18 protein-coding genes and 1 pseudogene are annotated in these 21,028 nt (G+C 36.1%); all 19 read right to left on the reverse strand.

Going from position 1 to position 21,028, the window contains the following annotated elements:
* Position 1: 1 nt before the first annotated feature.
* Positions 2–1,597: a flagellar basal-body MS-ring/collar protein FliF gene (fliF, locus tag J2S13_RS03410; protein WP_307256290.1), complete on the reverse strand. Its 1,596-nt coding sequence runs from the start codon at positions 1,595–1,597 to the stop codon at positions 2–4.
* A gap of 46 nt (positions 1,598–1,643) precedes the next feature.
* On the reverse strand, positions 1,644–1,898 hold the full coding sequence (gene fliE / locus J2S13_RS03415) for a flagellar hook-basal body complex protein FliE (RefSeq protein ID WP_503128651.1): 255 nt from the start codon (positions 1,896–1,898) through the stop codon (positions 1,644–1,646).
* Between the two features lie 71 nt (positions 1,899–1,969).
* A complete protein-coding gene (gene flgC / locus J2S13_RS03420) occupies positions 1,970–2,431 on the reverse strand; it encodes a flagellar basal body rod protein FlgC (protein ID WP_307256292.1) in 462 nt (153 codons plus the stop codon).
* 2 nt (positions 2,432–2,433) lie between these two features.
* Entirely contained in the window at positions 2,434–2,832 is a 399-nt protein-coding gene (gene flgB, locus J2S13_RS03425) for a flagellar basal body rod protein FlgB (protein WP_307256293.1), read from the reverse strand.
* A 380-nt stretch (positions 2,833–3,212) separates the two neighbouring features.
* Entirely contained in the window at positions 3,213–3,992 is a 780-nt protein-coding gene (gene codY, locus J2S13_RS03430) for a GTP-sensing pleiotropic transcriptional regulator CodY (protein ID WP_307256294.1), read from the reverse strand.
* A gap of 31 nt (positions 3,993–4,023) precedes the next feature.
* Positions 4,024–5,433: an ATP-dependent protease ATPase subunit HslU gene (gene hslU, locus J2S13_RS03435; protein WP_307256295.1), complete on the reverse strand. Its 1,410-nt coding sequence runs from the start codon at positions 5,431–5,433 to the stop codon at positions 4,024–4,026.
* Between the two features lie 17 nt (positions 5,434–5,450).
* Positions 5,451–5,990 (reverse strand): ATP-dependent protease subunit HslV, encoded by a 540-nt coding sequence (gene hslV, locus J2S13_RS03440; protein WP_307256296.1) that lies wholly within the window; start codon positions 5,988–5,990, stop codon positions 5,451–5,453.
* Positions 5,991–6,010: 20 nt separating this feature from the next.
* Complete coding sequence (xerC, locus tag J2S13_RS03445) at positions 6,011–6,913, reverse strand: tyrosine recombinase XerC (RefSeq protein ID WP_307256297.1); 903 nt, start codon at positions 6,911–6,913, stop codon at positions 6,011–6,013.
* A 63-nt stretch (positions 6,914–6,976) separates the two neighbouring features.
* Positions 6,977–8,281 carry an FADH(2)-oxidizing methylenetetrahydrofolate--tRNA-(uracil(54)-C(5))-methyltransferase TrmFO gene (trmFO, locus tag J2S13_RS03450; RefSeq protein WP_307256298.1) on the reverse strand — a complete coding sequence of 435 codons (1,305 nt, stop codon included), beginning with the start codon at positions 8,279–8,281 and terminating at the stop codon, positions 6,977–6,979.
* A gap of 322 nt (positions 8,282–8,603) precedes the next feature.
* Positions 8,604–10,679: a type I DNA topoisomerase gene (topA, locus tag J2S13_RS03455; protein WP_307256299.1), complete on the reverse strand. Its 2,076-nt coding sequence runs from the start codon at positions 10,677–10,679 to the stop codon at positions 8,604–8,606.
* 358 nt (positions 10,680–11,037) lie between these two features.
* Positions 11,038–11,910, reverse strand: coding sequence for a DNA-processing protein DprA (dprA, locus tag J2S13_RS03460; protein ID WP_307256300.1), 873 nt, complete (start codon positions 11,908–11,910; stop codon positions 11,038–11,040).
* A gap of 150 nt (positions 11,911–12,060) precedes the next feature.
* Complete coding sequence (gene sucD, locus J2S13_RS03465; RefSeq protein WP_307256301.1) at positions 12,061–12,963, reverse strand: succinate--CoA ligase subunit alpha; 903 nt, start codon at positions 12,961–12,963, stop codon at positions 12,061–12,063.
* 18 nt (positions 12,964–12,981) lie between these two features.
* A complete protein-coding gene (sucC, locus tag J2S13_RS03470) occupies positions 12,982–14,142 on the reverse strand; it encodes an ADP-forming succinate--CoA ligase subunit beta (RefSeq protein ID WP_307256302.1) in 1,161 nt (386 codons plus the stop codon).
* A 169-nt stretch (positions 14,143–14,311) separates the two neighbouring features.
* A complete protein-coding gene (locus J2S13_RS03475; RefSeq protein WP_307256303.1) occupies positions 14,312–14,587 on the reverse strand; it encodes an EscU/YscU/HrcU family type III secretion system export apparatus switch protein in 276 nt (91 codons plus the stop codon).
* Entirely contained in the window at positions 14,584–16,437 is a 1,854-nt protein-coding gene (locus J2S13_RS03480; protein WP_307256304.1) for a TP0910 N-terminal domain-containing protein, read from the reverse strand. The genes J2S13_RS03475 and J2S13_RS03480 overlap by 4 nt, the downstream gene beginning before the upstream one ends.
* Before the next feature lie 1,545 nt (positions 16,438–17,982).
* The gene (locus J2S13_RS03485; protein ID WP_307256306.1) at positions 17,983–18,138 is read right to left on the reverse strand and encodes a hypothetical protein; all 156 of its coding nucleotides are present in this window, start codon (positions 18,136–18,138) and stop codon (positions 17,983–17,985) included.
* Position 18,139: 1 nt separating this feature from the next.
* Positions 18,140–18,802, reverse strand: a complete 663-nt coding sequence (locus J2S13_RS03490; protein WP_307256307.1) for an ABC transporter ATP-binding protein — start codon at positions 18,800–18,802, stop codon at positions 18,140–18,142.
* Positions 18,799–20,019, reverse strand: a complete 1,221-nt coding sequence (locus tag J2S13_RS03495; protein ID WP_307256308.1) for an ABC transporter permease — start codon at positions 20,017–20,019, stop codon at positions 18,799–18,801. Before J2S13_RS03495 ends, J2S13_RS03490 begins: the two co-directional genes overlap by 4 nt.
* Before the next feature lie 643 nt (positions 20,020–20,662).
* Positions 20,663–21,028 (reverse strand): annotated as a pseudogene (locus J2S13_RS03500) (IS4 family transposase); the annotation flags it as partial.

Genomic DNA, 21,028 nt, shown 5'->3' on the forward strand with positions numbered 1-21,028 from the left:
CCTACTCATCAGTTAGCCAAGTTCTTAATAATTTTGCGAATTCTTCTGGCTTCTCTTTTGCCATCTTTTCAAGTTGTTTTTTACGTATGGATTCTTCTGTATCGATTTCTGCAATTTCTAGATCTTCAACGGTTTTCTCCTCTTGCTCTGTGATTGACAAATCATCTTCTTCCACTTCATTATGGCGTGAACGAATCATAAGGAAGACTAGAATACCGATAATCAGTAGTAAAATTCCACCAATTACATATACCCACCATGGAATTAGTGGTTTCGATTGCTCATCAAACTTCACTTTTCCTGCAAATGGTTGTACAGAAACAGCGATTTTATCTTCTAAATCTTGATCTGTTAATTCTTCTTGATAGCTTTTATCAATCGAGGTTCTTACAATGGTCGACAGCACATTTGTAATGTCATCTATCCTTTGTTGTGGCAATGAATCGGTATCTTTCGAATTGGGTGGTTCTACCATGACTTGAATCCCGAGATCCCGTATTTTATAAGGACTCTCTTTAATATTTTTCTTTATTCGGTTCACTTCATTATTAATCGTTTCTTCTACACGCTCATAGTCGCCATTTCCATTTGCCCCTTCAACATATGTACCACCTAAAGAATCCGCTGGGTCTTCAGCTTGAGGAATTCCCCCAGCTGCTGCGCCATTCCCTGTGTAGGTTTCCGTAATTCTTTGTGCACTTATTGCAATTCCTTCCATATCCTCTTCATCAACAGGTGTCACAAGATTTTCCTCTCGATTTTCCTGTGTGAAGTCGACATCCGCTGTGACAGATACGACCACTTTATCTTGGCCCATTAACGTTCCGAGCATCGTTTGCACTTGTCTCTGCAAGTCTCGTTCAATTTGTTTCTTCACATCCATCTGTTGGGCCATCATATTGCCTGAGATAGAAGAATTATTATTTTTTATGTCAAAATACTCAAAGTTTTGATTCATTATGACGATATTATCTGTAGGTAAATTGGGAACGCTTTTTGAAACTAAGTGATAAAGCGATTTAATTTGTCTTTCATCAAATTGATAACCGTTTTCTGTGTTTAGGACAACAGAGGCTGAAGCCTTTTCACCATCTTCCTTAACGAAAATCCCTTTCTCAGGGAGATTGATCATCACTTTGGCATCTTTTACGCCATCAATTCCTTTTATTAATTCGGCTAATTCTGTCTGCATGGCATCTAATTTTAAAACGTTAAATTCATTATCTGTCATCCCGAACCCAGCGTTTTGGCTAAAAAAGCTGTAATCTATATTTCCAGATTTCGGGAGACCTTCCGCCGCTAGATCGACCTTTAGGTTATCAACAGATTCTTTCGGAACCATGATCGTCGTTCCACCATCAACAATTTCATACGTTATTTTTCTAGTATCCAAGCTTTCTTTCACTGTGCCAATTTCTGAAGGAGCTAAATCACTGTATAGTGGCACCATTTCAGTTCTAGTGGCAAAGTAAGCAGTAATAGATATCGCGATGATGAGAAGAAGAAGTACTCCCCCCGCCATTATCTTTTGTTTCTTGGATCGACTCTTCCAAAATTCTATTTGTTTATTCATCCATTGCTTCGAGTTTTCCTTCATCATAATCCCCCGGTTATGTTCTTACTTCTGACTAAATAACCGTCTATTACACTTGCATTCTCATCATTTCTTGGTATGCTTCTACAGCTTTATTGCGGATTTCAACCGCCAACTGTAAGGAGATACTTGCTTTTTGAGCAGTAATCATCACTTGGTGTAAATCCACTTTTTCTCCCCTTGCCAATTTCTCAGTCATTTGATCTGATTGCGTTTGAGATTCATTAAGCTTCTCAATTGAGTCTTTCAGCATACTCGCAAACTTTTGTCCTGACTCATTTGGAGAGGGCTTCATTCCATTCATTGAACTGACGGTTTTAAAAAAAGGTGATGCTACTGTATTCAATGATTGAATAGTCATTTGGATTCACTCCTTTATTTTCCGATTTCAAGTGCTTTCATCATCATTCCTTTAGAAGCGTTGAAGACGGTCACATTCGCTTCATAGGAACGAGTTGCTGACATTAAATCGACCATTTCCCTTAAAGGGTCAACATTGGGCAGTTGAACATACCCTTCTGCATTCGCATCGGGGTGTTCAGGGTCATATACTTGTTTGAAAGGGGTAAGATCATCTTCAACGATTCGTTTCACTTGTAATCCTTGCCCCACAGAATGTAAATCTTTTGAATTCATTGCCTGGTTTAAGTAGGACTGAAAACTACCTTCTTTTGGTGACAATACAACCGATTTCCGACGATACGGCTGCCATTCACCATCGACCAACTTAGCTCTTGTCGTATCGACATTTGCCATATTGGAAGAAATAACGTCCATTCTTAGTCTTTGCGCCGTTAAAGCCGAGGCCGTTACATTCATACTATGAAAAATGGACATGATTATTTTCCTCCTTTAATGACGGTTTGCAGTGTTTGAAACTTCCCATTTATTCCCTCAGTCACAGCATTATAATAGATTTGATTTGTTGCTAAATCAGACATTTCCTTGTCAACATCCACACTGTTTCCATTATTATTTACATTCACATGACGAGTTGTCACAACAGCTGGGTGATTCGTATTCATTTGGAAATCAAAGTGACGATTGTTTGACCGAAAGGCTGACATTTGCTTTTGATTTGCTATTGATTCGGCAAACATTTTTTTAAAACTTACATCCTTCGCCTTATATTTTGGGGTATCTGCATTCGCTATATTATTTGAGATGACTTTTTGCTTAAGCGAGGAATAATCTAAAGATCGTTCAAGTAATGAAATAGTGTCCGAGAATAAATTCATGTTCCGTCACCTCCTGTCGAATAATCCCGAATAAATGAACATGTCCTAAACCATTATACACAATTCATCCCAATATTTCACAGATACATTATACCTATAAATCCCCAAATAGCATAACATTAGTACTATTTAGAAAAAAATTACAACAATAAATATATCACAATTTTCCCCTTTTGGGACAAAATTCATCAAATGGTGATAAATTTCATTCTAATCGCTTATGATGCACATTTCCACACCATTTCATAGAATATTGTGAACTTATTTGGAATATTTTCTTATATCCATCTGATCGGTATTAAGAGGAAGGTCCTATCTCTTTCCTCACAAAAAAATCCGCCGATTATCATCGACGGACAACAATTGATCAATTATATGAATTAGTGAGATTTTAATTTTTCTAGTTCCATAAGGAATTTATCATTTAGTACCTTAATATAAGTTCCCTTCATTCCAAGCGAACGTGATTCAATTACACCTGCACTTTCAAGCTTTCTTAATGCGTTCACAATCACAGAACGTGTAATCCCTACGCGATCCGCAATTTTTGAAGCGACAAGTAAGCCTTCTTTCCCATCGAGTTCTTCAAAGATATGTTCAATAGCTTCAAGCTCACTGTATGATAAGGAGCTAATAGCCATTTGCACAACGGCCTTACTACGAGCTTCTTCTTCAATTTCCTCCGCTTTTTCACGTAAAATTTCCATTCCAACAACGGTAGCACCGTATTCAGCAAGAATTAAATCGTCATCATGAAATTTCTCTTGAAGACGAGCTAAAATCAATGTACCTAAACGCTCTCCAGCACCAATAATCGGAACAATCGTTGTTAAGCCACTTTGGAATAATTCCTTATTTTCAATTGGGAATGCTGTATAATCACTATTAATATCTAAATTTGGGGAAGTTTCACTGATATTAAACAAATTTTTTGTATATTCTTCTGGAAATTGGCGTTCCTGAAGCATATGTTTCATTCGGTCATTTTCGATTTGTTGGTTAATGGCAAAACCTAATAATTTTCCTCGTCGACTGACAACAAAAATATTAGACTCAATGACCTCTGATAAAGTTTCCGCCATTTCTTTAAAATTAACAGGTCTACCTGCCGCTTTTTGTAACATTGAATTAATTTTTCTCGTTCTAGATAATAAATCCATCTTTCTTCCTCCTAAAATCACAATTCAATTTTTATAAAATAAATTGACTTAAGTCTTTATCTTGAGAAATCGCTCCTAATTTCTCCTCAACATATTGAGGAGTGATCTGAACGGTTTCCAAATTAATATCTGGAGCTTCAAATGATAAGTCCTCTAATAATTTCTCCAAAATTGTATGGAGTCTGCGTGCTCCGATATTGTCTGTATCTTGATTGACATTATAAGCAATTTCAGCTATTTTACGTATAGCATCGTCAGAAAATTCAATTTCTATACCTTCTGTTTCCAATAATGCCTTATATTGCTTAAGTAACGCATTGTCTGGTTCCACTAAAATGCGAACAAAATCATCGACAGATAGCTTCTGTAATTCTACACGAATCGGGAATCTCCCTTGCAACTCTGGGATTAAATCAGAAGGCTTTGCCATATGAAAGGCACCTGCAGCAATAAATAGTACATGATCTGTTTTTACAGGGCCGTATTTCGTCACAACGGTGGACCCTTCTACAACAGGAAGAATATCACGTTGGACGCCCTCTCTTGATACGTCAGCAGAGGAGGAATTACCTTTACTTGCAATTTTATCAATTTCATCGATAAAAATAATTCCAGTTTGTTCGGCACGTTGAACGGCTTCTTGAGTTACTTCATCCATATCAATGAGCTTTTGTGCCTCTTCATTTGTCAATAATTTTCTAGCTTCTTTTACTGGAAGCTTTCTTTTTTTCTTTTTCTTTGGCATAAAGCTGCTTAAAGCGTCTTGCATATTCATCCCCATCTGTTCCATACCCGATCCTTGTAGCATATCAAACATTGAGACTGGTTGTTCCTCAACTTCTACTGTGACAATTTCATTTTCCAATTCTCCGTGCGCCAGTTTCTCCGCGATCATTTGTTTTCTTTCTTTTACATTCGTCTCTTCAGAAGAATCACTTTCTTTTTCTGAAATGGTCTCAGCATTTCCTCCAAACAACATTTCAAATGGATTCTTGTAATGACTATTTTTCTTCTTAGATGGGACAAGCAAGTCAACTAAGCGACGTGTAGCCGCTTCCTCTGCTTTTTCTTGTACAGAGTGCATCTTTTCTTCCTTTACAATTCTTACAGATGTCTCCATCAGATCGCGAACCATTGATTCAACATCTCGCCCAACATAACCGACTTCTGTAAACTTCGTTGCTTCTACTTTCACAAATGGAGCACCAACAAGCTTCGCAATACGACGAGCAATCTCTGTTTTCCCTACACCTGTTGGACCAATCATTAAAATATTTTTCGGATTCACCTCATCACGGAGCTTATCTGATAATAAACTTCGACGGAAGCGATTTCGTAAAGCAACGGCAACAGCTTTTTTTGCGTCTTTTTGTCCTATTATATATTGATCCAATCGCTCAACAATTTGTCTCGGTGTTAACTGAATTGTATTGTTTTTCATGCGGCTCACTCCTTTTATTAAAGCTCTTCCACAATAATACGATCATTTGTATAAACACAAATTTCCCCCGCTATTTCGAGAGCAGCTTTTGCAATTTCTTTTGCACTAAGACCTTCTGCATAATTTTTTAATGCTCTTCCTGCTGCAAGCGCGTAATGGCCACCAGAACCAATTGCTAAAATACCATCGTCCGGTTCAATGACTTCACCTGTTCCGGATATTAACAATAAATCTTTTTGGTCCATTACAATCAACATCGCTTCCAATTTTCTTAACACCTTATCACTGCGCCATAATTTCGCTAACTCTACCGCTGCCCGCTGAAGATTTCCGTTATATTCTTGCAGCTTACTCTCAAAATTTTCAAAAAGCGTGAAGGCATCCGCCACAGATCCTGCAAATCCTGCTAATACTTTTCCGTTAAAAAGCTTTCGAACTTTTCTAGCTGTGTGTTTCATCACGACTGCATTGCCAAAGGTAACTTGACCATCCCCACTCATAGCACATTTTCCATTATGTTGTACAGCAAAGATTGTTGTTGCATGAAATTGTTGCATCCTTACTCACTCCTTCTATATTAAGCACGCGGATGGTGTGTAAGATAAGTTTTCTTCAAATGCTCCTTCGTCACGTGCGTATAAATTTGAGTTGAAGATAAATGTTCATGACCTAGTAGCTCCTGGACAGAACGTAAATCTGCCCCGTTATTTAAAAGATGAGTCGCAAATGTATGTCTCAACATATGAGGATGAATCTTTCCAGTTAGCGAGGCCTTCTCAATCAATTTTGTTAAAATATGACGAATACCTCTCGGGGTAAGAGCTCCTCCTCGGTAATTCACAAATAAATAAGAATGCTTCATAGATGACTTCATTAAAACACTTCTTGCTTCATCTATATACCTTTTGATCGCATCATGAGCAAAGCTTCCAAAGGGAACATATCTTTCTTTTCTTCCTTTCCCCTTCACTAATATAGTTGAAAGCTCGAAATCAATATTTGTTATTTCGATAGTAGCACATTCACTTACACGAATTCCCGTTGCATACAGTAATTCTAAGAGTGCACGATTTCTCTTCGATAATGGGTCATTTCCTTCACAAGTAGCAAATAATTGTTCCATTTCTTCTTCATAAAAGAAACTAGGCAATCTTTTTTCGGCTTTCGGCAAGTGTGCGAAAGAAAATGGATTACTGGTAACATGCTGTTCACGTACTAAAAAGTGAAAAAAGCTACGTAAACTAGATATTTTACGAGAGATGGTTGAGCGAGCCAACTGTTGTTCATACAAGGTTGTTAAAAATAACCGAACGTCTAAATACTCAACGTCTTCAATTGATTGGATACTTTGTTCAATCATGAACTTTTCAAATTGCATAATATCGAATTGATACTCTTGAATCGTCAATTCAGAATAATTTCGTTCGATTTGTAAATAGCGAATAAATATTTGTAGCAAATCGTTTATTTTTTCAGACATAAAAAAACACCTCACAAGGGCTACTAAATAGTATCATAAAGCAGGTAGCCCTTGCAATTGATTTTACAAACTTTTCACAAAGTTGCGAATTGTTTGTAACGCTCGATTCGCGTGTTGTTCATATCTCTCTTTTTTTGCTTTAATTCTCACAGGTAAATCCGGAAATAATCCGAAGTTGGCATTCATTGGTTGGAAATTTTTCGCATTGGTTGTCGTAATGTATTGCGCCATACTTCCCATTGCCGTTTCACGAGGAAATTCCACCGGATTTTTTCCTTGAGCAATTCTTGTTGCATTGATTCCAGCTATTAATCCACTTGCGGCAGATTCCACGTAACCCTCTACACCTGTCATCTGCCCAGCGAAAAATAAAGTTGGCCGTTCTTTAAATTGATACGTTGCTTTTAATACTTTAGGTGAATTGATAAATGTGTTTCTATGCATTACACCATAGCGAACAATTTCCGCATTTTCTAATCCTGGAATGAGTTGGATCACTTCCTTTTGTGCGCCCCATTTTAAATGAGTTTGGAACCCAACGATATTGTACAATGTACCTGCTGCATCATCTTGCCTCAACTGCACTACAGCAAATGGCCTTTTCCCTGTCCGCGGATCCTCAAGTCCTACCGGTTTCATTGGCCCGAATAACATCGTCTTTTTCCCGCGATTGGCCATGACCTCAATAGGCATACACCCTTCAAAGAAGATTTCTTTTTCAAATTCTTTAAGTGGCACAACCTCCGCTGATATTAACGCTTCATAAAATCGTTCAAACTCTTCCTCTGTCATTGGACAATTCAAATAGGCCGCTTCCCCTTTATCATATCGGGATTTTAAATAGACTATATCCATATTTATGCTGTCTTTTTCAATAATAGGAGCCGCAGCATCATAGAAGTATAAATAATCTTCCCCTGTAAGCTCTTGTAATTGTTTTGATAAGGCTTCACTTGTTAGGGGTCCAGTAGCAATCACCGTAATCCCCTCAGGAATTTCCGTGATTTCCTCATGAAATACTGTGACGTTGGGATGGTTTTTTACCCGATCCGTCACATGAGCAGCAAATTCATGACGATCTACTGCTAAAGCTCCTCCAGCAGGTACGGCACAATCATCAGCTGAACGGATAATAACCGAATTCAATTGTCTCATCTCTTCTTTTAAAACACCGACTGCATTTGTTAAACTATTTGCTCTTAAAGAATTGCTGCAAACTAGTTCAGCGAATTTATCTGTATGATGAGCAGGAGTTTGCTTGATTGGGCGCATTTCATATAAGTGGACTTGCAATCCTCTTTCGGCAATTTGGAAGGCTGCCTCACTTCCAGCAAGACCTGCTCCCACAACATTAATCACTTTGGACATATCGTAACCTCCATTAATAAAGTGAAACTTCAATCAGTATTTTTGATCCTGTTAAAGAGATTCCTTCGGTTTCCTCACGAATCCTTTTGTTAGGATGTTAGCTTTTCAATTGGGGATTCTGATGGTAAAACACCATTACTCTCCATAATAGTAGCAAAAAGATTCTGACTTTGTGATAAAACTCACACAAAAGTGAAAAAATTCTTATTCCTCATCCTATCCATTTTGCATTGTACAACACTCAGTAACACAAAAAAAGTTTAACGCTTTACGAAAAAAAAGACACAAATAGAAAGAGTGAGCCGATTTGCCCACCCTTCGCTTACTTCTGTGCTTCTTCTTTGTAATCACATTCGGTACATTGAACTTGCACACCTTTTTTCAGCTTTTTCTCAACTAGCAAACTTTCACATTTTGGACATTTTCTTTCAATCGGCTTATCCCAAGAAAGAAAATCACATTCAGGATAGCGATCGCAGCCATAAAAAATTCTTCGTTTTTTGCTTTTTCTTTCGATGATATTTCCTTCGTTACATTTTGGACATTTCACACCAATTTCCTTCACGATTGGTTTTGTGTTTCGACAGTCAGGAAAGTTACTGCATGCCATAAACTTTCCATAGCGTCCCATTTTGAAAACCATTGGATGTCCACAATGTTCGCAATCGACACCAGCGTATTCATCCTTGATTTCTACTTCTTGCATTTCTTTTTCAGCTTTCGTTAAATGCTTCTCAAACCCTTTATAAAATTCATCAATTACTTGGATCCATTCGATTTTACCTTCTTCGATCTCATCCAGATCTTTCTCCATTTTTGCTGTAAACTCCACATTGATCACACTCGAGAAAAATTCCATCATCAGTTCATGAACAATCCCACCGAGTTCTGTTGGAATAAATCGTTTATTATCAAGGCTGACATATCCCCTCTTTTGGATCGTATCAAGTGTTGGAGCATATGTAGAAGGTCGCCCAATTCCAAGTTCCTCTAAAGTTTTTACAAGTCGAGCCTCCGTATATCTTGGAGGTGGCTGGGTGAAATGTTGCTTTGGATTAATTTTTTCCGAACTAACTTTATCACCTTTTTGTAAATCAGGCAACATATTTTCCTTTTCTTCTTTTCCATCATCCGATCCTTCTACATACACTTTCATAAATCCTGGAAATTTAATCGTTGATCCACTGGCACGGAAAACGATTTCATTGTTGAGAAGATCGACACTCATCGTATCCATGATCGCCGGTGCCATTTGACTCGCGATAAATCTCTCCCAAATTAGTTTATATAGACGAAGTTGGTCTTTTGATAAAAACTCTTTCATCATATTAGGAGATCTTAAAGAACTTGTAGGACGGATCGCTTCATGTGCATCCTGCGCATTTGTTTGTTTCTTTTCTTTCATTTGTTCCACCCGTATATATTCCTTGCCATACGTGGTCGAAACATATTCACTTGCTTCCTTTAGTGCCACATCCGAAATTCTTGTTGAATCGGTTCTCATATAAGTAATTAAACCGACGGTCCCTTCTTTTCCAAGCTCTATCCCCTCGTATAGCTGTTGGGCAAGCATCATTGTTTTTTTTGCGCGGAAATTCAATTTTCTCGCAGCTTCTTGCTGTAAAGATGAAGTTGTAAAAGGAGGGGCTGGATTTCGCTTTCTTTCCCTTTTGGTAACAGAAGATACTTCAAATTCTTGACCTTGAAGCTGTGATAATACTTTTTTGACCTCTTCTTCCGTTTTTAATTCTTGTTTTTTTCCCTTTGATCCATAAAAATTTGCTTGAAATGTTTCGGCATTCTTCGTAAAAGTTGATTCTATAGTCCAATATTCTTCCGGTTGAAAACTTTGGATTTCTTTTTCCCGATCGATAATTAAACGGAGGGCTACAGATTGAACTCTTCCAGCACTCAAGCCTTTTTTTACTTTTTTCCATAATAACGGGCTAATATTATATCCTACTAACCTGTCTAGAATTCTTCGGGCCTGTTGGGCATCCACTAGATTCATGTTGATTGCCCGCGGATGTTTAAATGATTCTTTAATAGCATCCTTTGTGATTTCATTGAACACAACACGTACATTTGAATGTATATCAAGGCCTAAACTATGAGCTAAATGCCAAGCAATCGCTTCCCCTTCGCGATCGGGGTCAGCTGCTAAATATATTTTTTTTGCTTTTTTTGCGGCTGTTTTCAGCTCTTTTAAAACGGGGCCTTTTCCACGGATCGTAATATATTTAGGTTCATAGTTCTCTTCAACGTTCACACCCATTTGACTTTTTGGTAAATCACGAATATGCCCCATTGATGCTTTTACTTTATATTTTTTCCCCAAATAGCGTTCAATTGTTTTTGCTTTTGCCGGGGATTCCACAATAACAAGATAATCCGACATGCCTAAACCTCCCCTAGAGGTGAAAATAAATAGATGGTACAAACATTATTAGACTTTTTTCTATTTGTCAACTAAGTTCAATGCTTTGGTTACAATCTTCTATTTCCACAATTCCTTCATTTTAGTCAATCATCACCAAAAATTTTTTATAAAGTCTCTACTGTACTATAACAATTCCACCGATTTTGGGATGGTGGGAATTCTTTTTATACCCATATAATAATGTAAAACTCGGTTTGAAAAATAAAGATTCTGTTGCAAAATTTATAACAGATTGCATAGAAATGCAACTATTTTGAAGGAAATTTTGATTTTTCCATCATTTTATTTGATTTATGACCAAACTAATCTCTTTCGTTTAATAAAGTTGCTCTAATAAATCATCAATGGAAGGCACTAATGTCGCCCCCTCATTGATTAGCTGGTGACCTCCTTTTGAAAGGGGATCAAATATAGATCCAGGTAGAACAAATACATCTCTTCCTTGTTCTAAAGCGTGGTTCGCCGTAATAAGGGAGCCGCTTTTTTCTCCTGCCTGAACGAGGATTGTCCCAACGGAAAGCCCACTAATAATTCGATTTCTTGCTGGAAAATGCCATTTTTCAGGCTTCATAATGGGAGCGTATTCCGATATTAATACATGTTCTTCTGTAATTTTTTTTGCAAGTTGGCGATTTTCCGTCGGATAAAGATGGTAAAAACCTCCCCCAATGACAGCGATCGTTTTCCCTTTATTCATTATTGTGGCATTATGGGCAAATGTGTCGATTCCTTTAGCTAGTCCACTTACAATTTGGAAATGATGATGAACTAATCTTTGCACAATAAAGTGGATCGCTTTTTTCCCATATTCATTTCCTCTTCTTGAACCAACAATAGCCAAATTCTTATTATTTTTCAATAATTTCTTGTCTCCCATGCAGTATAACCCCCATGGAGGTTGATGGATGGTTTTTAATAATGCAGGATAATTCTCATCATATATGGGGATAAAATCAATTTGTTTTTTTGAATATTCTTCTAGAAATAAGTCGATATTCGTCGATTGCAACTGATGATATAGATTGGAAGCTAGTGTGGGGGAAATCTTTAGAAGATGTTGAAGTTTAGATGGAGGTAATTGATATAAGGATTGTAGGGAAGGATCTTGCTTTAGTAAAAGATATATTCTCTTCCACGTCATCCCTTTTATATGTTGTAAATGAATGATTTTCTTTGTAATTAAATCCATGCCCATCCCTCTTTCTTCTTATTTAATAAGGCCATGATAGCGCCTTTTAAAGACTCCTTCATTTTTCTACTATTCTAATTATTAAATCTATTTTTTAACGTAAACAGGAAATAGTCCCCCAAAAAATATGGAGGGACTATTTCAACTTAATTAATGGGTTTTACATTTCTCATAAAGGCCTTTTTCTTTAATAACAGAGATTAAAGTCTCACCAATAACAGACGGTGTATCAGCGACTTTGATTCCGCATTCATTCATGATGCGAATTTTTTCATCAGCCGTACCTTTCCCGCCAGAAATGATAGCACCTGCATGACCCATACGTTTTCCTGGTGGTGCTGTACGTCCACCAATAAATCCGACAACAGGCTTAGTCATATTTTCCTTCACCCATATAGCAGCTTCTTCCTCAGCCGTCCCTCCGATTTCACCAATCATGATGACCGCATATGTGTCAGGATCTTCATTAAATGCCTTTAATACATCGATGAAATTAGTTCCATTAACCGGGTCTCCCCCGATTCCTACTGCCGTTGTTTGACCAATTCCAGCTTGTGACAGTTGATGAACGGCTTCATATGTTAATGTGCCTGAACGGGAAACGACCCCTACATGGCCTTTCGTATGAATATAGCCCGGCATGATGCCGATTTTGCATTCATCAGATGTAATAACGCCTGGGCAATTCGGTCCAACCAAGCGAGTTTTCTTTCCTTCCATATAGCGTTTTACTTTCACCATATCAAGAACTGGAATATGTTCCGTAATACAAATCGTTAATTCTAATTCAGCATCCACCGCTTCCATAATAGCGTCTGCTGCGAATGGTGCCGGAACATAAATGACAGAAACATTTGCTCCTGTAGCTTTCACTGCTTCTTGCACTGAATTGAAGACAGGTACACCTTCAACTTCGGTTCCACCTTTACCAGGTGATGTTCCTCCGACAATTTGTGTCCCGTACTCTAACATTTGTTTCGTATGGAATAGAGCTGTTTTACCTGTAATACCTTGTACGATTACTTTCGTATCTTTATTAACAAATACGCTCATGATTGTCCCCCACCTTTCTTAGCCTACTAGTTCTACGATTTTTTGTGCTCCATCTGCCATGGATTCTGCCGCAATAATGTTTAATCCGGATTCATTTAAAATCTTCTTCCCAAGTTCCACATTCGTTCCTTCTAAACGAACAACTAGAGGAATGGAAAGTCCTACTTGCTTCGTTGCTTCTACTACTCCTTCAGCAATAATGTCACATTTCATAATTCCACCAAAAATATTGACAAAAATTCCTTTTACATTTTGGTCGGAAAGAATAATTTTAAATGCCTCTGTTACCTTTTCAGCCGTTGCACCGCCACCAACATCAAGGAAGTTAGCTGGGTCTCCACCGTAGTGTTTAATAATATCCATCGTAGCCATCGCAAGCCCAGCACCATTTACCATACAACCGATATTTCCATCTAAAGATATATAACTTAAGTCATACTTTGAAGCTTCAATTTCCTTTGGATCTTCTTCATCGAGATCACGATATTCAAGAATATCCTTATGGCGATAAAGAGCGTTAGAATCAAAATTCAATTTCGCATCTAATGCCATCACCTTTCCATCACCTGTTACAACAAGTGGATTGATCTCGGCAATGGAGCAGTCTTTTTCCACAAATACTGTGTAAAGACCTATCATAAATTTAACAGCTTGATTAACAAGCTCATTTGGAATATTAATATTAAACGCAATTCTGCGTGCTTGGAATGCAGTTAAACCAGTAAGAGGATCGATCTCTTCTTTAAAGATTTTTTCAGGTGTTTTTTCCGCTACTTCTTCAATTTCCGTTCCGCCTTCTTCAGATGCCATTAATACAATACGAGAACTTGCACGATCTAAAACTAAACCAATATAGTACTCTTTTTTTATATCGCATCCCTCTTCGATGAGTAAGCGCTTTACTTCCTTACCAGAAGGACCAGTCTGATGTGTTACTAATGTTTTTCCTAAGATTTCTTCCGCATATGTACGAACTTCATCTATATTTTTAGCAACTTTAACACCGCCTGCTTTCCCACGGCCACCTGCGTGAATTTGTGCCTTTACAACACAAACATTTGTACCAAGATCTTTCGCTGCTTCTACCGCTTCATCAACCGTGAAAGCAACCTTACCATTAGGAACGGAAACCCCGTATTTTCTGAGGATTTCTTTACCTTGATATTCATGGATATTCATCTTTCATCCTCCTATCAATCTTTTGAAAAATAGACTGCGATTTAATTGTATTAGATGTATTAAAATATGTCTAGTTTTTGAACGATATTTCGTTACTTATGTTCATTTTTTGTGATTTATGTCACATAATTTCTTTTTTATCCACATTCAGAAAAATACGATAATTTAACTATTCTCCTGATTTTTGGTCAATACGATAAACAAATGTAAAGACCTCGGCCACCGCATTGTATAGTTCTTCAGGGATCATTTTATTCATCTCTAATTGGCCTAGCAATTCAACTAAACTAGGGTCTTCTTGGATAGGAATATGGTGTTCCTTTGCCTGATTAATAATGTTCTCAGCAATCTTCCCTTTCCCTTTCGCCACAAGAACAGGGGGATTTGGGGATTCGGGATGATAACTTAATGCTGCGGCTTGCTTTCTTTTATTCTGATATTTCATATTCTTATATCTACCCCCACGTAGCTTTTTTCCTCCGTTAACTGTATTAAAGTTGGTGTATCGAGCCGTTCTTTTTGATGAAAAGTAACATCTGATAGTTGGTATCCCATTTTTTGTAGCCGTTCTTTTAAGCTGGGTAGAAATGGTTGTGCAACCTGTTTTATTTTTTCCTGTTCATTAAAGATTTGGATGGTGATCATTCTGTTTTGCACATGCATATCGATGACCGTCTCCTTCAAAAACTGAAGATCTAAATAAAATAGGATTCGGCAATAATCTGGGTCTAACTCTCCATTTTCCATTTGTTTACCCGACCATTGAATGGTGAGATCTGTGCTCCATTGAAATAATGAAATCGGGATTTGCATAATCAAATGTTGAAGTGGGCCGTTTTCACCTGATAAAATATGTTGTGCATTCATCCGGTGGACAAGTGTATCCGCGATCTCCCTTACTTGAGCAGGAATGGGTTCTATTAAAAGTTTGATTAAATTAGATTTCAAGGAATCTTGGAAATATTCCTTATTCGATAATTGTCCTTCCAAATCAATCCCCATTAGTTGAAAACTTGTCTTCATTAAGGCCAGTGCGTTTCTACCATTCCATTCATTTTGAAGCTTATTTTCAGCATTGAACCATAATTGTTGGATTAGTTTTTGCCTAGCTGTTTGAAGGTTCAAAGGTGTATTCGCGATTTTTTTGATTTCATTTGAGAACAGCCTATGAATATCTGTTTCATTTTGCTTAAATATACTCGCCAAAAGTTCTAATGAAGGAGATCCTGTCCTCACATTTTCCTCTACAGAAAGAATTAATTGTAAAATTTCAGCAGATGTCCTATTGATATCCACTGGATTTGCATTTATGAGGCGATATACAGCTTGTTGGGACATCTTCGCTATAGATTCCTTATCACCGATTTGCCCCCCATTAAATAGCGCTCTAAGCTCATTTTCCAGCCTTTTTATATATTCAGACTCAGATCGTTCAAATCCCCATTGTTTCAATACTTGATGAAATGAATGAAATTGATCATCATGTGGGAGTGGTTTTGCCAACCAATTTTGAAGCATCATTGCAGGTGCCTGTTGGGCGGTTATTCCTTTTGAGAGGGTCCCCCATTCTTTTAATAATTGTACAACTACTTCTTTCCTTCTATCCGTATAATTCTCGTCTGTCAGGATTTCCATTAGCTGTAATAGTACAGATTTAGCAAGTTGATTTTCAATCGAATGTTTCCATTGGTCATATATGTTTAAAATCGAATTCATACTTTCACTTTTGTTAGGTAAATCGCGTATACAAGAAGCAAGACTTTCAAAAAGATTTGTAAATGTTTTCGTCGACCCTAACGATTGTAAGGATAGAAAAATCTCTTTTGTAAAAGGAAGAGACTGTTCGACCATATACTTGATCACCTTGATCCCTTCTTTTAAGTCTCCATTTGTCAACCATTCACTCGCACTATTCAACATGCTTTTGGTTGATGGCCAGCCTTCTTGCAATAATTTCATTGTAAGAATTTTACTTTCTTTTGTATTTTCTAGGGAAAGTTGTTGCAATAATTCATCAGCTTGCTCAGTCACGGGTTGTTGGTTTTGAATGGAAGAAGTCAACACTCTCAAATGCACACCATCTACAGTGGAGGTTACCGTAAACACATATGTCCCCCTAGTAGTTAACGGGGCTTCAAGTTTCGCCACCATTTTTTGTCCCCCTACTGAAATTTCAGCCATCCCCTTTGAAAGGAATTTAGCTACTTTCCCTGAAAATATTTGACCTTCACGAAAATATTGTGTTTTTCCCTTTGCAAAAAGCAATTGGATCTGATCTTTGCTTTGAATCTGCATACTCAATCCTCCATTCCTTTTGTTAGAAATGAAATGTGTTCACCATTTCCTTAATAGGAGAAAAAGATGTTCTATGTATTTCACAAGGGCCAAACTCTTTAACGCTTGCATATGTTCTTTTGCAATATTGGAATCAGTCTAATAGTAAATCAAATTTTTTAACTGTTATTTATTAAACAATAGTCGTCAAAATTACCATAATAAAAAAAATAACACTACTAATTAGTAAATAGTAGATTGCAAAGGGAAAATTTCCTTAATATACCACTGATAGCACGAAATAAAACTGCTAATACTATTTCTCAAATATATATATCGACAGAATCTCCGTCTTTTTGATTCAGCTTCACATTAAAAAGACCACAAAAAATGCACGATTAACATGAACTATGCCTGAAAAAAAGAAAGGAACACACTTCAATCAGGAAAGTCGTTACATTTATTTTTTGGAATATGAATCGTCTGCTCCGTCCAATCAATATCAGCTTGCTGAATAGCCGCGAATTCACTGATTCGGACCCCTGATGTATTGAAAAGCTCAACCATCGCCCGTACAGCGATATTCTTTTCAACGAGTTGCCTAAATTGAAGAGTTGCTCCATTCCTTTTTTAAAACATAATTTTTGGATTTATCTGTATAAACAAGACTGCTTATGATATGTCTACAATCTTAATATCCCCCTCTGTTAGGATAGATGTCGCATAGAACTTTAATGTTATATTTTAGTAAACATGGGAGGTCGAGCGACATGGTCCCAAATTGTTTCGAAGTTAGCAGATCAAAGTGTTCATATCACTTCTGAATCCACTTTTTATAGGGTGCTTCGTGAGCATAAAATGCAAAATCACCGTGGAAAAAGTAAAAAGCCCGAACGAAAACTACCAGAAAGCCATTTGGCCACAGCTCCTAACCAGGTTTGGACATGGGATATCACCTGGCTAAGAGGGCCAGTGAAGGGGATGTTTTACCGACTTTATCTAATTATCAATATTTTTTGTAGAAAAATAGTCGGATGAGAGATTTGGGAAACTGAAGAAGCAAAATATGCAGAGGAATTAATGAAGAAGACGGTCATTAGCGAAAAAATCCAAGGGAAGCCACTTGTATTGCATTCCGATAATGGGAGTCCTATGAAAGCCGCAACTTTTCAGGTATTACTTGAAAAGTTGGGGATCAAAAATTCTTATTCAAGACCGAGAGTAAGTAATGATACCCCTTATTCTGAAGCCATGTTTAGGACTTTAAAATACAGGCCGGAGTTTCCATTTTCCCTTCTCATGAAAGACTTATAATTTTCTTGCAATCAATATGATTTCTGTAACAGGAATTGTTTTTGCCTTTCTTCTTCCCATTCTACTATGATTGTAAGGTTTTTTTATCATAGCTATTTCATACTCTATCTCTTCATCATGACTTTTGGGACACCCTCTGCCTTCTTCTTTATCATCCTCTACTTCATATTATTCAACAAGGACAATCACGCAATTTGAAAATATTGTGATAAAAGTTGATTCAAATATAACTATCGGACAAACCCTATTTCTTTATTTGGGAAATCCTAAATAAATAGCAAAAAGAACTAATACTACTCCGAGTACAATAGAGATTTTATGCCAACGGTTACTGTCTCTATGAGAAATTCCAAAGACAATAAAAAATATACCTAGTAAAATTGAAAGAATCATTAATAAAAATCCCACTTTATTTCCCCCTTTCAAGATAAATTATTCTATCATGACGTTTAGCCACTTCTAAATCATGAGTTACAGTAATAATAGTAGTGTTAAATTCTTTATTCATTTTAAAAAGTAAATTTACAATTCTTTCTTTGTTCTCCCCATCCAAAGCTGCTGTGGGTTCATCAGCTAAAATAATTTGAGGTTTCATAATTATTCCTCTAGCAAAAACAGCTCTAGATCTTTCTCCACCAGAACAATCCAGTGGCTTCTTTTTTAAAATATGTTCAATCCCGATTGCATTAATCACACTTTCGAAGTCCTCTAGTATGGATTCTTTATTTTCCGAGCCTGCATAAAGTAAAGGCAATTTGATATTATCTTCAACTGTCAAAGAATTGATTAATGCTGACTCTTGGAGGACAAAACCAATCTTTTGATTTCGCCATTGTGCTAACTTTCTTTCAGATAAATTATCAATTAGCGAACCAAAAAGAGTATACTTTCCCTTATAATGTATATCTAGCAATCCAATAATATTGAGTAAAGAACTTTTTCCTACTCCAGATTCTCCTACAATAGCAATTTTTTCACCAGCGTTAACCTCAAGTTTAAAATTATTTAAGATTGAAAGCTGTGACTTTTTAAACACTTTTTCTTCAATATTTAGATTGATAATATTCTTCATTGTAATACCCCCAAGGAAATTGGGATTTTTTTGATTTTTCTTACCATGTTTTCGACAATAATCATTTCAATAATAATATCAAAAAGGATGACTACCAATAAAGCAAACCAATCTATTCCTATTAAACCAAATAATCCATAAGTAGCAAAGAAAGTGTCTTTTTTTAACCAAAATCCGTATCTATTATATGCAGTGATGAAAAAAATCACTATTAGGTTAATAAAGGATAATATCCCAAAGTAACTATATAATATTTTTCTTAACTTTGAATAGCTTAATCCAACTAATAAATTAATTGTGAAGTCTTTCAACATTAAACGAATACTAATCAATGTATTCCAAATAGAAATACAAGTTATAATTACAAGCAAAATCAACGTTATTATAGATATGATTTTTAATGAATTCAGATAATAATCTTTGAAAAAATCATTATTTTCTTTTTGACTATAAAAATTAAATTTTAAACCCAGATTCTTTTCTATATACTCGCTTAAATCCGCTGTTCTTTCTTTTGTAGATTGAAGAATTATGATGTCCATTAGACCATTTACATGAAGGTCAATATTTGCATGTTTAATAAACGTCTCATTCACTGGCAAAAAAATCGAAAAATTATAGTAGGTCTTTGAATTGAGCGCATAAAAATTAGAATGATGGGCATTTTGTTTTAAAACACCTTGAACTTTTAGAGTTATTGGTTGTTCAACTACAGGATCAGTAATTTTTATTGTTGATCCCACAGGATATGTTTTACTTAAACCTTTTCCTATCAAAACAGGTATTTCGTCCTTATTGAATTGGGAATCAAAATCTAATTTTGTCCCTTGTGAAAGTTCAAATTGATTTAAGTTATAAAACTCCTCATTAATATAATTCAATGATATTTCCATATCATCATCGTTAGGTAAAGATATAATAAATCCATCTGTATATAAAGCATAATTAAAATTACTATTTAAATAGTCATATACTTTTAGTGTCTCTCTCTCTGTAATTTCATCAAAGTTAGTCTCACTATCTGGATCTAAGTTAGCAATGTAAATACCTTCTTGATCCATATTTTTCATTTCTTGATACCCTTGAAAAGTTGACGAAATCGAACGAACGACAGTAAAAGTTAGATAATTCGCCGCAAAAAGTAATAGAATCATACCTATACTAAGTATCCATCTTTTTAAAAATATTCTTGCAATAAAGAACTTAAAAATTTTCATATTTCCGCACCCAACTTGCACTAATTAATATATATATGATAAAAATACAAACTAAGTAAAGATTGCTGATTAAGTTGAAACTAAAATAAACATCTATTACTATGGATAGAAGATAAATAACTCCTAATATCGTTAGGCAATTTAGGGCATATCGAATTGTAATATTCAATAAAGTATCTCCTACAAGTATTCTGCAATATACTTCTGTTTTTTTTCTATGTAACATTTGATAATGAAATATTATTACAATAAATGTAAGTAAAAAAATAATTATGGTTTGATGATCCATAATGTTTTTTAAAAAAGCTTTTAAAATATAAGAGTCTAAATTTAAAGTCTTTACATAATCAAATAGCAAATTTGAAGAAAAATAAATTAAATATGCAGTACATAGTTCTAAAACATCAACCAATCTAAATAAAGATTTCCCCATAGTTATGCCCCTAAAATATTAATTATTAATAATCTTTACTAGCTATATTCCATTTACGAAACAGTATCTATATATTCTTTCTACCCCTTCTAAACAGTTACGCCTCCGATGTTTAACAAATAAAACTACCATCAACTACTAGGGAAAAAAACTCCTTCTAATAGTAGATGGTCAAAGCTCAAAAGAAAGTACACTATTATATTTAGTAACTCAACTTTCGCAGAGTGATATCGGCAAATAAGCCTTGATATAACTAGGAAGGCCATCGATCCACTGTTCGAGTTGACTTTGAATTAATGTTTTGATTTTCCTATTCGTTTGCTTAAGTGCGTCTTGAAGAAGCTCGATCAACTGCTGTAATGCGACAGCCCAATCAAGTTCATTCACTTCATCACATAATTCGTAAAACAGACCACCGATTGTGCGTTGATCGGTATTACAGCGATTCTGCCATGACAGAACGATAAAACGGGAAAACACAATCGTTGTATGGCATATAAGCGCATCATATGAACGGCTTTGGAACTCCTTTTCAAGTTTTAATAGGGATTTGGCCGTCTTAAAGAATACCTCGAT

Source organism: Oikeobacillus pervagus (genome assembly GCF_030813365.1).
Lineage (GTDB): Bacteria > Bacillota > Bacilli > Bacillales > DSM-23947 > Oikeobacillus > Oikeobacillus pervagus.

What these genes read in the sequence shown, in the direction of transcription:
- fliF (WP_307256290.1), bottom strand. Translation starts at nt 1,597, where the DNA reads ATGAAGGAAAACTCGAAGCAATGGATGAATAAACAAATAGAATTTTGG.
- fliE (WP_503128651.1), bottom strand. Translation starts at nt 1,898, where the DNA reads ATGAATGGAATGAAGCCCTCTCCAAATGAGTCAGGACAAAAGTTTGCG.
- flgC (WP_307256292.1), bottom strand. Translation starts at nt 2,431, where the DNA reads ATGTCCATTTTTCATAGTATGAATGTAACGGCCTCGGCTTTAACGGCG.
- flgB (WP_307256293.1), bottom strand. Translation starts at nt 2,832, where the DNA reads ATGAATTTATTCTCGGACACTATTTCATTACTTGAACGATCTTTAGAT.
- codY (WP_307256294.1), bottom strand. Translation starts at nt 3,992, where the DNA reads ATGGATTTATTATCTAGAACGAGAAAAATTAATTCAATGTTACAAAAA.
- hslU (WP_307256295.1), bottom strand. Translation starts at nt 5,433, where the DNA reads ATGAAAAACAATACAATTCAGTTAACACCGAGACAAATTGTTGAGCGA.
- hslV (WP_307256296.1), bottom strand. Translation starts at nt 5,990, where the DNA reads ATGCAACAATTTCATGCAACAACAATCTTTGCTGTACAACATAATGGA.
- xerC (WP_307256297.1), bottom strand. Translation starts at nt 6,913, where the DNA reads ATGTCTGAAAAAATAAACGATTTGCTACAAATATTTATTCGCTATTTA.
- trmFO (WP_307256298.1), bottom strand. Translation starts at nt 8,281, where the DNA reads ATGTCCAAAGTGATTAATGTTGTGGGAGCAGGTCTTGCTGGAAGTGAG.
- topA (WP_307256299.1), bottom strand. Translation starts at nt 10,679, where the DNA reads ATGTCGGATTATCTTGTTATTGTGGAATCCCCGGCAAAAGCAAAAACA.
- dprA (WP_307256300.1), bottom strand. Translation starts at nt 11,910, where the DNA reads ATGGATTTAATTACAAAGAAAATCATTCATTTACAACATATAAAAGGG.
- sucD (WP_307256301.1), bottom strand. Translation starts at nt 12,963, where the DNA reads ATGAGCGTATTTGTTAATAAAGATACGAAAGTAATCGTACAAGGTATT.
- sucC (WP_307256302.1), bottom strand. Translation starts at nt 14,142, where the DNA reads ATGAATATCCATGAATATCAAGGTAAAGAAATCCTCAGAAAATACGGG.
- J2S13_RS03475 (WP_307256303.1), bottom strand. Translation starts at nt 14,587, where the DNA reads ATGAAATATCAGAATAAAAGAAAGCAAGCCGCAGCATTAAGTTATCAT.
- J2S13_RS03480 (WP_307256304.1), bottom strand. Translation starts at nt 16,437, where the DNA reads ATGCAGATTCAAAGCAAAGATCAGATCCAATTGCTTTTTGCAAAGGGA.
- J2S13_RS03490 (WP_307256307.1), bottom strand. Translation starts at nt 18,802, where the DNA reads ATGAAGAATATTATCAATCTAAATATTGAAGAAAAAGTGTTTAAAAAG.
- J2S13_RS03495 (WP_307256308.1), bottom strand. Translation starts at nt 20,019, where the DNA reads ATGAAAATTTTTAAGTTCTTTATTGCAAGAATATTTTTAAAAAGATGG.